Consider the following 15,907-nt stretch of genomic DNA (forward strand, 5'->3'; position numbering starts at 1 on the left):
CGGAATAGTTATCTTTCCGTGACTTGACATCTTCCCCTCTGATTATGTGTGATTACGGCGAACCGGCCGTTGCCGCTTGCCACAGGCGCGGCCGTCGCGTCTCGCAGCCACCCCTTCTCCAGATCGAGGAGCGTCAGGTGTCAGCTGCGAAACTTCGCCTGCCCACGAGTTGGAGATCGGGTTATTCCCTGGCCGCGCTGCCGGCCGCATCTCACATCACGCCCCCGAGGCCGCCTGACGCGCGGCACGGGGGCGTCGCGCATATCTGTTTGGAGCGTTCAAGGAATGACGGCGATCGAGGAACGCCTCGCCGGGGCGGGGTCCTTCCCCGCTGGGTTTGTGTGGGGGACGGCCACCGCCGCGTACCAGATCGAAGGGGCGGTGAGCGCCGATGGGCGCGGCCCGTCGATCTGGGACGCCTTCTGCCGGGTGCCCGGCGCGGTGGCGAGGGGCGAGTCCGGTGAGTTCGCCTGCGATCACTATTACCGCTGGCGGGAGGATGTCGATCTGATGAAGGAGCTGGGGGCGGGGGCCTACCGGTTCTCGGTGGCCTGGCCGCGGGTGTTCCCCGACGGGACCGGCCAGGTCAACAAGCGGGGGCTGGACTTCTATCGGCGCCTGGTCGAGGCGCTACGCGAGGGCGGCATCGAGCCGTTCGTCACTCTCTATCACTGGGACCTGCCGCAGGCGCTGGAAGAACGCGGCGGCTGGCGGGTCCGCGACACCGCCGAGCGGTTCGCCGACTACGCCGCCACCGTGCACGAGGCGCTGGGCGACGTGGTGGCCAACTGGATCACGCTCAACGAGCCGTACTGCTCGGCCATCGTCGGCTACGCCGAGGGCCGCCACGCTCCGGGCGTGCGGGAGGGTCACGGCGCGCTGGCCGCCGCCCATCACCTGCTGCTCGGCCACGGCCTGGCCACCGCCCGCCTGCGCGAGCAGGCCCGTCCCGGCCAGCGGATCGGGGTGACGCTCAACATGTCACCTACCGTCCCGGCCAGCCCTTCCCCGCAGGACGCCGCCGCGGCCAGCCGGATGGACCTGCTGGTCAACCGCCAGTTCACCGAACCGCTGTTCGGCGGCGCCTACCCCGCCGACATGGCCGAGGTGTTCGGCGGCGTCAGCGACTTCTCCTTCCGCCGCGACGGCGACCTGGACCTGATCGGCGCGCCGGTCGACTTCCTGGGGGTCAACTACTACTACCGGATCCATGTGGCCGACGCCCCGCACGTGGAGGGCGATCCGGCCTCCCGCTCGGCGTTCGACATCGGGGTGCGGGGCATCACGCCCGAACACGCCCGAACCAGCGGGCTGGGCTGGACGGTGGAGCCCGAGGGCCTGTACGACACCCTCGTCGGCCTGGCCGGGCGCTATCCCCACCTGCCCCCGATCTACGTCACCGAGAACGGCTACGGCGACGACGGCGTCCTGGAGGACACCGGCCGGATCGACTACCTGCGAGACCATGTGACCGCCACCCGTGACGCCATCTCCGACGGAGTCGACGTGCGGGGCTATTTCTGCTGGTCGCTGATGGACAACTTCGAATGGGCGCGCGGCTACGCCGCCAGGTTCGGCCTGGTGCACGTGGACTACCGCACCCAGGTTCGCACCCCCAAGGCCAGCTTCCACTGGTTCAGGGAGTTCATCGGCAGCCAGAGCTGACCACACGCTCGACTGGAGTCCACTCCAGGTTCCTAGTGTGGTCGTCATGGAATACGGACAGCTTGGCCGTACCGGCCTCAAGGTCAGCAGACTCTGCCTGGGCACGATGAACTTCGGTCCCACGACCAGCGAGGAGGACTCCTACACGATCATGGACCGCGCCCACGAGGTGGGCATCAACTTCTTCGACACGGCCAACGTCTACGGCCGCCAGATCGGCCCCGGGACCACCGAGCAGATCATCGGCCGCTGGTTCGCCAAGGGCGGCGAGCGCCGTGAGAAGACGGTCATCGCGACCAAGGTCTACGGGGACATGGGCGAGTGGCCCAACGTGAGCCGTCTGTCGGCGCTCAGCATCCGCCGCAACGCGGAGGCCTCGCTGAAGCGCCTGCAGACGGACTACATCGACATCTACCAGGCCCACCACGTCGACCGGAACACCCCGTTCGACGAGTTCTGGGAGGCCATGGAGGTGCTCCGGCAGCAGGGCAAGATCCTGTATGTCGGCTCGTCCAACTTCGCGGGGTGGCACCTCGCCAAGGCGCAGGAGACGGCGCGGCGGCGAGGTGACCTCGGCCTGGTCAGCGAGCAGTCCCACTACAACCTGCTCACCCGCGCACCCGAGCTGGAGGTGCTGCCCGCCGCCGAGGACTACGGCCTCGGGGTCATCCCCTGGAGCCCGCTCGCGGGTGGCCTGCTCGCCGGGATCCTGCGCAAGACCGACAAGCGCCGGTCCGCCACGGACCAGATGCAGGTCCAGCTCGAGAAGCACCGCGACAAGATCGAGCAGTACGAGGCGTTCTGCGACGAGCTCGGGGAGAACCCGGCCAACGTGGCGCTCGCCTGGCTGCTCCGGCAGCGCGCGGTGGTCGCGCCGATCATCGGTCCTCGCACCGTCGAACAGCTCGACGGCGCGCTGCGCGCCACGGAGATCGATCTGGACGAGAAGGCACTGGCCCGCCTCGATGAGATCTTCCCCGGCCACAGGACCGCGCCGGAGGACTACGCCTGGTGATCAGGTGCTGAGCAGCGTCCCCACGATGACGATGAGCACGAGCAGCGTGAGCACCGTGGGCAGCAGCCAGCGACGAGGACGATCCACGCCTTGGAGCCTAGCCGCGCCTGCCCAAGGGGTAGACATCGACGGTCTCGTAACGCACCTGCGGCCCGGTGTGGCTGCGGACGAGGTGAACCGCCTCCGCCTCCCAGCCGCGTCCCTCGAACGCGCCGAGTGCGCCGATCAGCCGCCGCAGGTCACCGCCGTCTCGTGACCGGGCCAGGGTCAGGTGGGGGTGGAACGGCTTGCCGTCCACCTCCCCGGCCCCGGCCCGGCGACCGGCCGCCGTGAGAGAACCGGCCAGCCTGGTCAGCGGCGGATCGGCCCGCAGCCCGAGCCAGATGATCCGCCCGCGGGCCGCCGACGGGAACGCCCCGGCCCCGGCCAGGCGCAGCGATGCCCGCGCGTGGCGTGCGGCCGCCCTGGCCACCCGTACCCGTAGATCCGGTAGGGCCCGGTCGGCCACCTCACCGAAGAAGGCCAAGGTCACGTGCCACAGCGCGGGATCGACCCAGCGCAGGCCGGGCCACTCGGCCCGTACCGCCTCGACGGCCAGGGTGGCCTCGTCCAACGCCTCCCCCGGGGGCAAAAGGCCCGCGAAAAGTCGGCTCACGACCCGATTGTCTCCCGTGGCACCTTCACCCGGAACGGCATACTCGGGTCAGCCCGCGCGACCCGGCGGCGTGCTCTTGGACGGGCCCTGGTCAGGCGGCGGGCTCTGGTCAGGCGGCGGGCGCGGCGTCAGGCGACGGCCACGGACGCCGGTCAGGCCACGGCTCCGGCCACGCCTGGGATGTCCACCGCGTCCGCGTCCGCCGTCCGGGCGGCGACCCGCACCGCCACAAGCCGGGTCACCAGTACGGCCAGCGCGACGCCCACCATGCTCAACGTCCCAGCTGCCACCACCGCGATCCGCGGCCCGGCCAGCTCGGCGAGCCAGCCCACGAGGGGCGCGCCGATCGGAGCGCCGCCGGTGAAGACGAGCACGTAGATGCCCATGACCCGGCCGCGCATCTCTGGGGACGCCCCGAGTTGCACGATCGTGTTGGCGGTCGTGTTCACAGTGATCATGGCCATGCCCGCGGGGACGAGCAGTAACAGGAACGCGGGATAGACCGGCGCGAGGCCCGACAGCACCTGGAACAACCCGAAGCTGAGCGCCCCCGCCAACAGGAACCGGCGGCTCGGCTTGACCCGCCGGGCCGCGAGCAGCGCCCCGCCGAAGGCCCCGACGGCGAACATGCTGGACGCGATCCCGAACGACGACGCGCCCGCGCCGTACACCTGCCGGGCCATGAGCGCGATGCTCGTCGAGAAGCTCTGCGCGAAGATCGCCATGAAGGCCACGATCAACAGCGGCAGCAGGAGGTCGGGACGGCCTCCCACGTAGCGCAGGCCCTCCCGCAGCTGGCCCTTCCCCCGCGGAACGGGCTGGGGCGAGCTCAACTCCGAGGCCCGCATGAGCGCCAGACCGGCGATCACGGCGATGAACGACGCCGAGTTCAGCAGGAAGATCGGCCCGGTACCCATCCACGAGATGAGCAGGCCGGCCACCGCCGGGCCGACGACCCGGGCGAGGTTGAACGTCGAGCTGTTCAGCGCGATGGCGTTCGGCAGGTCCGCCCGGCCGACCATCTCGACGACGAACGACTGCCTGGTCGGCACCTCGACGCAGGAGATGAGGCCCAGCGTGAACGCCATCGCGTACACGTGCCAGACCTGGGCCGAACCGGTCGTCACCAGAACGCCCATGGTCAGCGCCAGCAGACCCATCAGCGACTGAGCCACGATGAGCACGCGCCGCTTGCGGTAGCGGTCGGCCAGCATCCCGCCCATCAGCCCGAACAGCATCACCGGGAGGAACTGCAGCGCCACCGTCACACCGAGCGCCGAGCCGCTGCCATGAGTGAGATCCAGCACCAGCCAGTCCTGGGCAGTGCGCTGCATCCACGTGCCGCAGTTGGAGACGACCCCACCTGCCGCGAACAGCCGGTAGTTGTAGTTCCGCAGCGAACGGAACATCCCGCCTGCGGCTCCGGCTGCGTCCCCGCCTGCGGCTCCGGCTACATCCCCGGCTGCGTCCCCGCCTGCGGCTCCGGCTACATCCCCGGCTGCGTCCCCGCCTGCGGCTCCGGCTGCGTCCCCGCCTGCGTCCCCGCCTGCGTCCCCGCCTGCGGCTCCGGCTACATCCCCGCCTGCGTCCCCGCCTGCGGCTCCGGCTACATCCCCGGCTGCGTCCCCGCCTGCGGCTCCGGCTGCGTCCCCGCCTACATCTCCGCCTACATCTTCGAGAGCTTCTCCAGGATGGGGGCCGCCGCCCGCAGCGTCGCTCTCTCCTCCGGGGTGAGCTCCTTCAGCCTCTGGGCGAGCCAGGCCTCCTTCGCCCGGCGCTCCTCCTTCAGGAGCGTCGCCCCCTGCGGCGTCACGCTCACCGTCACCTGCCGCCGGTCGGTCGGATGGGGTGATCGGGTCAGCAGACCTCGCTCCTCCAGCTTGGCGACCACCCGGGTCATGGAGGGCGGCTGCACCTTCTCGTGTTCCGCGAGTTCGCTGGGCGTCATAGCCGTATGACGCTCGACGGCGGACAGAGTCGCGAGCTGGGTGGGCGTCAGCGAGTGATGGGCGGCCTGCCTGCGAAGCCGTCGCGTCAGACGTGCGAGCGACACGCGTAAGGCGGAGGCGAGCCCGGCGTCGCTGCGCAGATTCGGGATATTCGTTAGCATGAGTCATTACCTTCGCTAACTATATAGCTCATCGGGGTATTCCAGCATCGGTCATGGTGCCGCAGATCCTCTATAGATGATCTACGAGCCCTCGGTCCAACCCATCCCGCAAGCTCAGAACGGCGGGGCATCGAGACGCGGGAAGCCTCCGGCGCCTTCACTCCGGTCGTCACCAGCACCGTCACCACAGGCACCGTCACCACAGGCACCAGCGTGGGCGCAAGCACCAGCACCAGCTCCAGCGGCACCGTGATTCGACTGGAGATCGCGGCTCGCTTCCCTGCCTCCCCCAGGCGCCGGATCAGGCGGCCTTCTGCCTCCGTCGACCCGCATGAGCGGTTTCTGTTCGGCCTCGCCTCGATAAGGCATCGCCAGCGTGTTCGGCCAGTTCCGTGGAGCAGGCGCGAGTAGCTTGGCCATGATCGGCGGCAGCGGAACGGGGTAGACGTGCCCGAGAGGGCTGGTCCATACAACCACCCCTGATTCCGGCAGCGCGACACGCCAGCCGCCCTGATGCTTCGCACGGTGATCGTGGCGGCAGACCAGGTCGAGGTTTCTCTCTTCGGTTCGTCCTTTCGCCAGCCAGTCGACAGCGTGATCCTGGTCGGTGTTCGTCGCAGGCACGCGGCAGCCGGGCCAGGAACAGACCCTGCCCCGAATCTGTACATAGCGGCGTAAGATCGCACCAGCCCGGCGAGGTCCCGCACCATTGCCTGGAGATCCCACAATCGACCGCTCGGGACGGCCCGGCGGGCCGGTTACCCCGCCCGCGACCTGCCGGGCGAGGTCAGCCACCACCGTAGCCCAGGGCCCGGTGGTGTCGGGGTCGGCGGCCAATTCCCGCAGGGTAGCCAAGGAGATCTGGAGCTCCACGACAGCCGGGCGACGAACAGTTTCAGTGCTCCGCCGGGATACCTTGCCTCCATCAGCGGGACGGCGACGGGTGATCCCCGCGTGCAGGAGCCGCCCGTCCTCATCGCAGACGGCGAAGCGCCACTCCGCGCCGGTCATCTGCGTGAGGATCTGGCGGGCCAATGGGGCATGGATGAAGCCCCAGCCCGGCAGCTCGGCAGGATGCTCGTCCCGGCCCAGCAGTGATGTGACCTCGACCCGCAGCTCCCGTACCGGCCAGGCGCGACCGGTAACCGTGACGTCGCTCACCGGGCCGGCGTTGGTGTCGCGTCTGTCCTTATGCCCGCCCGCGCTGCTACTCGAGTGGGCCTCCCCACACGAGTCCGAGCGCGTGTCTTCGCACCTGTCCGGGAGCGTGCCCTCACACGAGTCCGGGAGCGTGTCCTCACACGAGTCCGGGAGCGTGTCCTCACACGAGTCCGGGCGCGTGTCCTCACCCGCGTTCTGACCTGCGTCGCCGGCCGCCCTCGGCTGGCGCCCGGGACCGACATGCGCAGGGGCAAGAACACGCGCGGGGGCAGGCTCAGCCGGTGGTTCGGCGACGGTAGCGGTACCGGGGTCGCCCGGCGCATCGTCGCCAGGCAGCGGCGGTTCGATGAAGGGATGCGTTAGCACCCACGCCACTATCTGCTCGTCGGAGAGCCCTTCAAAGGTGCCGTCGAGTGATCCGAGGAACAGATCGGCTCGAATGTGATCGATTGGGCGCCGATCTCCGGATCGCTTGCACGAACGGGCCATCTCGTCGATGCGGTCACAGCCCGCGGCCGCGCGGTCAATCGGTAGGTCTTGCCCGGACACGCTCGCCGTGCCGTCGTCGTTGCGTACCCCGACCACCCGGCGCCGGCGCACCGCCTCGGCGTAACGGCGACGCGCCCAGTCAGGATCGATGGCCAGAGCACGTCGTTGAATGTGGTCGATCAGTTCTCCGACCGTCCACGCCGCCGCCTGCCCGACCAACTGCTCGCAGATCAAGACAGCCTGCTCGTCGGTCAATCCGGCGGTCCATCGGATGAAGGCCGCTGCCCGCGGCTCGTCCAGGTCTCCCGCGAGCATCGCCTCGCCCAACACGGGCAATCGACGATGCACATTCCAGGCCAGTTCGAACGTGGAGTCGGCCCGGCGCCGCGACCATACCAACGCGGCCCGCGCCTCATCGGGCGCGAACTCGTCCGGCACACCAAGCCGACGGACCGCCGCCCCCGAGAACGGCTCCCGCAGCCCCGCCTCAAGCAAGGCGTACAGGAACCTCGCCCGATCATGACAACACTGCCGGTAGGCGGCCCTGACCACCTCCACCGTGTCGTATCCCGACACCGTTGCGACGTTGACGTCCGCCAAGATTCGCGCGAGCTCTGGGCCGGGTGGCATCACGGCGATGCCTTCGGGGATCGGTACAGGACCGCGGTCCACGCTGTCCCAGAGCCATCCGCCATGCGGCCCGCGGTCGCCCGGCTCATCCAGAGCCGGCCCGGTGTGGATGGTGGATGACTCATCGCCAGACGCGCGCGGGAGGCCACCGTGGTCCGACGGCAACGGCGACGCCAAATGCGCGGCCATGACGGGCACCCCCAAGGAAGCCGAAGTGAAACGGACAGACTGCCTGCCCGATCATCAGACCGGGCCCTTCTGCAGACTTGGCTACGTCGTCACTCGGCGCATGGCCCTACAGGCCCGCCAACTAGGCTCACCTCAACCGGCAAGCCCCACGCTATATCGAACACACGACCTAATCAAGGGCGACAATCCCCGACGCCCGACGTGGGCGCAAAGCGGACGGGGGCCAGCCGGCTCACCGCCGCGCCGGCGAACGACGCCAACCCGCCGCCCCGGGCGAACCCAGCGACTCAACCGGCCGACCCAACCGGCCGAGAATCCACCGACCCAGCCAGCCCACCACCGAACCCCCGGGCCCCGGACCAGCGCCCCCGAAACGAGGCCGCCTGGAACGGCCGGGGCCGCGGCCCCGGCCGTTCCAGGCGACGACGCAACGAAGGCGTCAGCTGAGCCCGAGCAGGCTCTTGATGGGCTCGAGCGCGAAGTAGACGACGAAGAGCGCCGCCACCAGCCACAGCAACGGGTGGATCTCCTTCGCCTTGCCGCGGAACGCCTTGATGAGGACGAAGCTCACGAACCCCGCGCCGATGCCGGCGGTGATCGAGTAGGTGAACGGCATCAGCACGATCGTCAGGAACGCGGGGATCGCGGTCTCGAGGTCGCTGAAGTCGATCTCCTTGACCTGCGTCATCATCAGGAACCCGACGATCACGAGAGCGGGAGTCGCGGCCTCGAACGGCACGATGTCGGTCAGCGGCGCGAAGAACATGGCGAGCAGGAAGAGCAGTCCGGTGACCACGCTGGCCAGGCCGGTCCTGGCGCCTTCGCTGACCCCGGCCGCCGACTCGATGTAGGTCGTGTTGGACGAGACGCTCGCGGCGCCACCGGCGGCGGCAGCCAGGGAGTCGACCAGCAGGATCTCGCGGGTCCGCTCGACGGTGCCGTCCTCCTTGACCAGTCCCGCCTGCCGGCCGACCCCGACGATCGTGCCCATCGTGTCGAAGAAGTCGGCCAGCATCAGGGTGAAGACGAACATGACCGCCGCGACGCCGCCGATCTTGCTGAAGCTCCCGAACAGGCTGAACTGCCCGAGCAACGACAGGTCCGGCATACCCAGCACCTTGGACGGCCAGGTGGGCACGGTCAGGCTCCACCCGTTCGGGTTGACCGGCTTGCCGTTCGCGACCTGGGGGCCGATCTTGCCGATGGCCTCCACGACGATGGCCAGGATGGTCGTCCCGACGATGCCGAGCAGGATGGCGCCCCTGACCTTGCGAGCGACCAGGAACGCGATCACGAGCAGGCCGGCGACGAAGACGAGCGTCGGCCAGCCGGTCAGCGAGCCGTTGCCCAGCACGCCGAGCTTGACCGGGACCGTCGTGTTGCTCGCGTCGGGCATCCGCCGGACGAACCCGGCGTCCACAAAGCCGATCAACGCGATGAACAGGCCGATTCCGACGCTGATCGCGGTCTTCAGCTGCTCCGGTATCGCATGGAAAACCGCCACGCGGAAGCCCGTCGCCACCAGGATGGCGATGACGATTCCTTCAAGGACCACCAGTCCCATGGCGTCCTCCCAGGACACCTGGCTGGCGATGCCGAAGGCCACGAACGCGTTCAACCCCAGACCGGTCGCGAGCGCGAAGGGCACCCGGCCGAAGACGCCCATGGCGATGGTCAGGATGCCCGCCACGAACGCGGTCGCCGCGGCGACGAGCGCCAGCTGCGGATGGTCCGAGTCCCCCAGGAACTGGCCGGTCTTGTCGGCGACCGTGCCGATGATGATGGGGTTGAGCACGACGATGTAGGCCATCGTGAAGAACGTGGCGAAGCCGCCGCGCACCTCCTGGCCCACGGTGGATCCGCGAGCCGAGATCGAGAAGTAACGATCGAGGAAACCGGGGGTCATGTCAGTCACGCGCGCAGAGTGACAGCCCGTCACCGGCGGCGAAAAGACCGCCGCAGCCAGCGTTGTCCTATTGTGACTGATTCGTCACAAATCTCCCACCGGGTAGGCTGTCGCTGTGACTGAGCCGCGTCGGCCCGACCCCGAACCCCTCAAGACGCAGGACGCCCTGACGGTCCTGATCGGTACGGCGCTGTGGGCCGTCGCCCTCGCGGTCACGGCACTGGTCATCCGCCCGGACGACTCCCAGCCGATCCTCACCTGCGCCGCGGGCGTGGGCCTCGGTCTGTTCGGCCTCCTCTACATCAGGCGCCGCAACTCCCGCCTCTGACCAGCAATCCGTGACCGGCCAGGTCAGACGGGCGTCACGGGGTCGAGATCGGCCTCTGCGAGCAGCAGCGGCACCCTGGCGGGCTCCCGCAGAAGGGCGGCGACCGCAAGCCGATCGGTCCACTGACCGGCGGCCCAGGCCAGGCCGCGGGCCAGCCCTTCGACCCCGGACGCGTGGACCTTGCCCTCGAAGAAGCGCCACGGCACGGGCCTGCCGTCCACCAGCAGCTCGTCGTGCTCGACGTACGTCAGCGGAGCGGACGGGAGCAGCGAGCGGACCTCGGCCGGGACGGGCTTCTCGGCTCCCGACGACGTCACGGCCCCGGCGACGATCTCCCCGACGAGCGGCAGGTCGAGCACCTCGGAGAGGGCCTCCGCCAGGTCGAACGGCGCGAGCACGAGCGGCCGGTCCTCGACCAGGGCCAGCAGGTCGGGCGCCTCCACGACGACCGGCCCGTCCTCCACGTCGGCCACGGTGACCTGCCCCTTCAGCACCGCCCGTACGGCCGTGGGAGGGCTCACCCGCGACGGGTCGACGCCGGCGATCGCCGTCCACAGCCCCCGCAGCTGCGCGCGGTCGACCTCGACGGACGCGTCCGCCAGCAGATCGAGCAGTTCCTCCGGCCCGCCACGCGAGGCGAGCAGCTCGTCGAGCGTCGACCGGACGCCGATCAGCTTCAGCGCCTCTTCGTCCACCGCGGCGGGGGCGTCGCCGTACAGGCCGAACAGCAGTGGGTCGCCCGAGGGGAGCCGCAGAGACGTGGGACGGCGGCCGTCGACCACGGGATGCCTTGACAGCCACCACGCCGTGTACGACGGGACCTCGACGGTCTCTCCGGACACGATCAGCCGCAACGGGCGCAGCGCGGCTCGCAGCGGCGGCCGGGACAGCAGGGCGAGCGCGGACGGCCAGTCGGCCACGTATTCGAGGTCGCGCACCGCCGTGAACTCCAGGGCGACGGGCGGCACGTCGAGGTCGGGCAGCAGGTCGAGGACGGCCTCGATCCACTCGTCCTCGAGGTCGAGCTCGTGGTCGCATTCGGCGGGATCGAGCAGCACGTCCGCGTCGTTGACCACGGCGAAGCCGTCGAGCACGCCGGTCGCGGCCAGCACGGCCGGGCCGTACCTGTCCACCAGATCGGGCGCCGCCACCCCGAACGGCACCTCCGGGTCGATCAGCCCGGCCAGCGACCCCTGGGCCAGCAGCAGCTCACCCGCGGGGTAGAGCTCGCCGTCGGCGCCGCGCAGGGCCAGCTCGGCCAGCCAGGGCGCCTCCCCCGCGGTCAGCCCGGCCGCGTCCACCAGGGCGAGGACGGCCTGGGCGACGGGCTCCGGATCCGCGCTGTCGAGCGACTCCGACACCGCCGCGTGGGTCAGCGGGTCTTCCAGGACCGTACGCGGGGTCGCCTCTGCCGCACCCAGCCGCAGCAGCAGCGGATGGACGGCGTCGGGGTGGACGATCCGCAGCCCGAGCGGGGCGAGCAGGGCGGGGTCGAGAGCGTGCGGAGTCGCGGACGGCCCGGCCGAATCCCCCGAAAAGGCCGAAGACCCTGAAGACTCCCCGGACAGGATGAGCGTGCCTCGCGGGCCCCTGACCAGGCGGCCGTCGGCGAGCGGCACGGGAATCGCCGCGATCGACTCCAGGTCGTCGGCGGGCAGCACGGCGTAGACCGACCGCCACCACGACGGGGTGGCGTCGGCGACGGCGTCGCCCGAGAGCATGTCGACGACGTCCGCGATCTCCACCCGGCGGACGCCCAGCGTGGCGAGGGCGGGATGCCGCGTCGCCCAGCCCGAGGGCAGCAGCCCCGGCACCATCTCGGCGATCGTGTCGAGGAACTCCTGCGAGCCGAGGACCGCCCTCGCCTCGCTGCCCGGCAGGACACCCGACATGGCCGGCAGCAGCGGTGTGCCGGGGAGCCGTTCGATGATCTCGCGCCGGATCGCCGCGTCGAGCCGTCCCTTGCCCATGAGGCCGGGGACGAGGTCGAGCAGGGCCGGGGTCTTCGGCAGCTCCCCCAGCAGCCGGACGTACGCCTCGGCCGCACGGGTCACGAGGAAGTCGGTGAGCGGTCCCGAGGCGACGTGCCTCCGGTCGGTCGTCATCGGGAACGTGGCGATGAGCAGCGCGGGCAGGTCGAGCGGCTCGTCGCTGGGCGTCGGCGCGTGCACCACGCGCGGCACGCCGGTGTCCCTGGCCCGGATCATCGGCTCGCCCGACCCGGCGTCGAGCTTGACGGCCCAGCGGACCTCCCAGTACGGCCGGGCGCGCTCCTCGGTGGGGCGGTCGGCGAACAGCTCGGCCACCTGCTCGGGAGTGTAGGCGCCCGACTCGGTGACGACGTGCCAGCCGCCGGCCGAGATGGTCCGCTCGCTCCCGCCGATCTCGATCTCGACGGCCTCCAGGGCCGGCAGGGCCAGCGGCAGCGCCGGCCCGGCCTCCTCCAGCATCCGCCGTACGGCGTCCACGGCGGCGGAGTCGCGCAGCGGGAGCCGTACGACGGTGTCGAAACCGTCGGGCACCCGCAGGGAGTCGTCGGGCAGGGGCAGGCGCAGCAGCGGCACGTGGCCGTCCCGGCCGGCCAGCTCGGCCGCGAGCTCGGGCCGGGACGCGACCAGAGCGGTGGTCTCCTCCCGCGACCAGCGCACACCACCGGTCTTCCGGGAGGCGACGGAGGGCGCGTCCGTCACGGACACCACGGCGGCGAAGCCGACGCCGAAGCGCCCGGCCGCGCCCGCCTCGTCCTTCTTCCCGCTGGCGCGCAGCGTGGACAGGCCCTCGACACCGGCGGTGTCGAGCGGGGCCCCGGTGTTGGCGGCGAGCAGGACGTCGCCGTCCAGCGTCAGCCGCAGCCGGCCCGGCACCCCCGCGCGCAGCGCGGCGTCCGCGGCGTTCTGGGCCAGCTCCACGACGAGCCGGTCACGGTAGCCGCCGAGGGCGAAGTCCTCCTCGGCGTTCGCGTCCTCGCGGAAGCGGGCGGGCGACGCCGCCCAGGCCGCGAGCACCGTCTCGCGCAGCCGCGCGGTCTCGAAGAAGTCACTCATGATCAGGAATGTCCGCCGCGACCGGCTCGACGACGTCGTAGCCCATGTCGTCGAGGATCGGAGGTGACGCGTCCACCACCATGGACGGCACGGCCGTCGCCTCCGAGTGGGCGCCGCAGCCGTGATCGGCCGAGACCACCCGGCCGTCGTCCGGCGCGTACTCGTTGGCGCAGACACCGAAGCCGACCCGCAGCGCGCCCGCGAGGGGCCAGTAGAAGCCACAGGTGGAGCACTGCGCGGGGGCGGCGTGCGCGATCGGGGCGTGCGGGCCGGCGTCACCCGCGTGCCAGCGGCGCACGGCGAGGTCGCGGCCGAGGGGCGACAGCACCCGGGCCCGGCCGAGGCCCAGCTCGAACACCATCTGCTGGTCGAGATCGTCTCCGGCCAGGGAGCCGGGAACCAGCCGGTCGTCGTCGGCCTCGACCGGCAGCAGGTCGCCCACGCCGAGATCGCCGGGAAGGAGTCGCTCGTTCCACGGCACCCATCGCGGCGCGAGCAGCGCGCCGGAGCCGGGCAGCAGCACGGTCTCGCTCACCGTGACGTTCCTGGCGCGGGAGGCCCGGTTGACGGTGACGGCCCAGCGCCAGCCCGTGTAGGCGCGATCCAGACACTCGAAGTAGTGGGTCACCACCCGGTCACCCTCGCCGTCGAAACCGAGATGCTCTCCCACCTCGCCGGGGCGAGCGATCTCGTCGGCGGCCTGGCGTGCCAGGTCGACCGCCGCGGCACAGGCCGGGTCGACTGGAGTGCTGCGGATTCGGGTACGACTCACACTCCATTTTCACCCACGACGCGAGCGGACCGCACCGGCTCGATGGGAATGCTGGAAGGACTGTCGGCGCCTATGGTGAATATTTGGACGAACGTTATCCATGCCGTGGGCGTGCCCGCGAGGGCTACCCGCAGGCTCACCCACGCGCACGGAGCGGGCCGCACCGGTCTCGGCCGGTTGATCGAGCTGACCGCCGCCCACTCGGCGGGGGACGCCTTGATCACCGTGGCCCTGGCGGGGGCGCTGCTCTTCCGGCTGCCGGTGGGCCAGGCCCGCGGCCAGGTGGCCCTCTATCTGCTGATCACGATGCTGCCGTTCGCGGTCGTCGCGCCCTTCGTCGGGCCGGTGCTCGACCGGCTGCGCTCGGGACGCCGCTACATCATGGCGGGCACGCTGCTCGCCCGGGGACTGCTGTGCTGGGGGATGGCCGGGGCGGTCCACTCCTCCGACGCCATCACGCTGTTTCCCTCGGCCCTGGCGGTGCTGGTTCTGTCGAAGGCCTACAACGTGTCACGGGCGGCGATCATGCCGAGCGTCCTGCCCGCCGACATCCCGCTCGTCACCGCGAACGCCCGGGTCGCGCTCTTCGCCCTGGTCGCGGCCGGGGCGGGCGCGGGCGCGGCATCGGGATTCGTGGCCCTCACCGGCCCCGACTGGCTGCTGCGCGTGGCCGTGCCGCTGTTCCTCACCTCCGGGGTCTTCGCAGTACGGCTCCCGCGGCACGTCGACGCGCCCGACCTGGAACTCGCGGGTCACGAGCCGCGACGCCTGGCGAGCATGCTCTCCACGGGACGGGCGGTCGGCGACGCGCTGATCGCCAACGCGGCCATCCGTGTGCAGTCGGGCTTCCTCGTGTTCTTCCTGCTGTTCCTCGTGCAGGACGGCCACCTGCGCGACACCGACCAGAAGGTGGCGCTTGGACTGCTCGCCGCGGCGGCGGGCGGCGGGGGCCTCGCCGGGGCCGCGCTGGGCTCGTGGACCCGGTCGCGATCACCACGGCTGACCGTGCTGGCGACGCTCGCCGCCGCGACCGTCACCACGGCCGCCGCAGCGGTCGCCTTCGACCTGTGGACGGCCGCCGTGGTCGCGCTCGTGGGAGCGTTCGCCCAGGGCCTCGGCAAGCTGGCCCTCGACGCCATCGTGCAGCGCGACGTCGGGGAGCACGTGCGCTCCTCGACCTTCGGCCTCGTGGAGACGCTGCTGCAGATCGCCTGGGTGGCCGGCGGCCTGCTCGGCCTGGTCATGTCGCTCTTCGTCGGAGGCCCGGCCGGGTTCGGGGTGGTCTCCGCCGGGCTCGTCGCCTGCCTGGCCTGGCTCGTCGCCACCCGGCGCCGCCGCAGGCCGCGTACGACGGGCCTGGAGGCCCGCCCCGACACGGCCTGACCGAGCCTGACCGAGCCTGACCGGGCCTGACCGGGCCTGACGCTGCCGGATCAGGCGTCGAGGTCGTCCGCGACGGCGCGCAGCACGGTCGCCACCTTCTTGGCGTGCGGCGCGTCGGGGTGCTTGCCCCTCTGATAGGAGTTGGAGACGTCGTCCAGGAGCTTGATCAAGTCCTCGACGATGACCACCATTTCGTCCGGCTTCTTCCGCTTCGCCTTCGGCCGGGCGGCCTTGGCCAGCGTAGGCGGCTGCTCAAGCACCCGGACCGACAGGGCCTGCTGCCCCCGGCGGCCCTCAGCCACACCGAACTCGACTTTCTGCCCGGGTTTAAGGGCCTCGATACCCTTCGGCAGAGCGGAGGAATGCACGAATACCTCACCGCCGTCGTCGCGCGTGAGGAAACCGAAACCCTTGTCGGCGTCGTACCACTTGACCTTGCCACTCGGCACAGGGGTGACCTCGTTCAGACTGTCGTGAAGGTGATGGATGTAGGTTATGCCCACACAGGCCCCACGTGGACCCACTCCTGAGGGAGTAAGCCGCTTCCCATCGGGATTCCA

The 15,907-nt window shown here is 70.7% G+C and carries 12 protein-coding genes; 4 read left to right on the forward strand and 8 right to left on the reverse strand.

The features are described 5' to 3' along the window. Window positions 1-285: 285 nt before the first annotated feature. Both JOL79_RS17360 and JOL79_RS17365 read left to right on the forward strand, forming a co-directional pair. Window positions 286-1,665, forward strand: coding sequence for a GH1 family beta-glucosidase (locus JOL79_RS17360; RefSeq protein ID WP_210156857.1), 1,380 nt, complete (start codon window positions 286-288; stop codon window positions 1,663-1,665). A gap of 46 nt (window positions 1,666-1,711) precedes the next feature. Then, complete coding sequence (locus tag JOL79_RS17365; protein WP_210156858.1) at window positions 1,712-2,680, forward strand: aldo/keto reductase; 969 nt, start codon at window positions 1,712-1,714, stop codon at window positions 2,678-2,680. Window positions 2,681-2,777: 97 nt separating this feature from the next. Here JOL79_RS17365 and thpR read toward each other — a convergent pair whose 3' ends face one another. The 5 genes from thpR to JOL79_RS17390 all read right to left on the reverse strand — a co-directional run bounded on the left by thpR (window position 2,778) and on the right by JOL79_RS17390 (window position 9,820). Beyond that, complete coding sequence (thpR, locus tag JOL79_RS17370) at window positions 2,778-3,335, reverse strand: RNA 2',3'-cyclic phosphodiesterase (RefSeq protein ID WP_210156859.1); 558 nt, start codon at window positions 3,333-3,335, stop codon at window positions 2,778-2,780. Window positions 3,336-3,487: 152 nt separating this feature from the next. Further along, entirely contained in the window at window positions 3,488-4,744 is a 1,257-nt protein-coding gene (locus JOL79_RS17375; RefSeq protein WP_210156860.1) for an MFS transporter, read from the reverse strand. A gap of 257 nt (window positions 4,745-5,001) precedes the next feature. Next, complete coding sequence (locus tag JOL79_RS17380) at window positions 5,002-5,445, reverse strand: MarR family winged helix-turn-helix transcriptional regulator (RefSeq protein WP_210156861.1); 444 nt, start codon at window positions 5,443-5,445, stop codon at window positions 5,002-5,004. Between the two features lie 114 nt (window positions 5,446-5,559). Further along, window positions 5,560-7,914 carry an HNH endonuclease signature motif containing protein gene (locus tag JOL79_RS17385; RefSeq protein ID WP_210156862.1) on the reverse strand — a complete coding sequence of 785 codons (2,355 nt, stop codon included), beginning with the start codon at window positions 7,912-7,914 and terminating at the stop codon, window positions 5,560-5,562. A gap of 439 nt (window positions 7,915-8,353) precedes the next feature. Beyond that, window positions 8,354-9,820, reverse strand: coding sequence for an NCS2 family permease (locus JOL79_RS17390; protein WP_210156919.1), 1,467 nt, complete (start codon window positions 9,818-9,820; stop codon window positions 8,354-8,356). Between the two features lie 115 nt (window positions 9,821-9,935). Between JOL79_RS17390 and JOL79_RS34100 the strand changes: the two genes are divergently transcribed. Then, a complete protein-coding gene (locus tag JOL79_RS34100) occupies window positions 9,936-10,148 on the forward strand; it encodes a DUF2530 domain-containing protein (protein ID WP_210156863.1) in 213 nt (70 codons plus the stop codon). Between the two features lie 23 nt (window positions 10,149-10,171). Here the strand turns inward: JOL79_RS34100 and JOL79_RS17400 are convergent, their stop codons facing one another. After that, window positions 10,172-13,192 carry a sacsin N-terminal ATP-binding-like domain-containing protein gene (locus JOL79_RS17400; RefSeq protein ID WP_210156864.1) on the reverse strand — a complete coding sequence of 1,007 codons (3,021 nt, stop codon included), beginning with the start codon at window positions 13,190-13,192 and terminating at the stop codon, window positions 10,172-10,174. After that, window positions 13,185-13,964: a DUF3027 domain-containing protein gene (locus tag JOL79_RS17405; protein WP_210156865.1), complete on the reverse strand. Its 780-nt coding sequence runs from the start codon at window positions 13,962-13,964 to the stop codon at window positions 13,185-13,187. Before JOL79_RS17405 ends, JOL79_RS17400 begins: the two co-directional genes overlap by 8 nt. Window positions 13,965-14,075: 111 nt before the next feature. On the opposite strand from JOL79_RS17405, the gene JOL79_RS17410 reads away from it, so the two are divergent. After that, window positions 14,076-15,347 carry an MFS transporter gene (locus JOL79_RS17410; protein WP_307848579.1) on the forward strand — a complete coding sequence of 424 codons (1,272 nt, stop codon included), beginning with the start codon at window positions 14,076-14,078 and terminating at the stop codon, window positions 15,345-15,347. A gap of 50 nt (window positions 15,348-15,397) precedes the next feature. Here JOL79_RS17410 and JOL79_RS17415 read toward each other — a convergent pair whose 3' ends face one another. Then, window positions 15,398-15,796 (reverse strand): cold-shock protein, encoded by a 399-nt coding sequence (locus JOL79_RS17415; protein WP_210156920.1) that lies wholly within the window; start codon window positions 15,794-15,796, stop codon window positions 15,398-15,400. Between the last annotated feature and the right edge of the window lie 111 nt (window positions 15,797-15,907).

The organism is Microbispora oryzae (genome assembly GCF_017896165.1).
Taxonomy (GTDB): domain Bacteria; phylum Actinomycetota; class Actinomycetes; order Streptosporangiales; family Streptosporangiaceae; genus Microbispora; species Microbispora oryzae.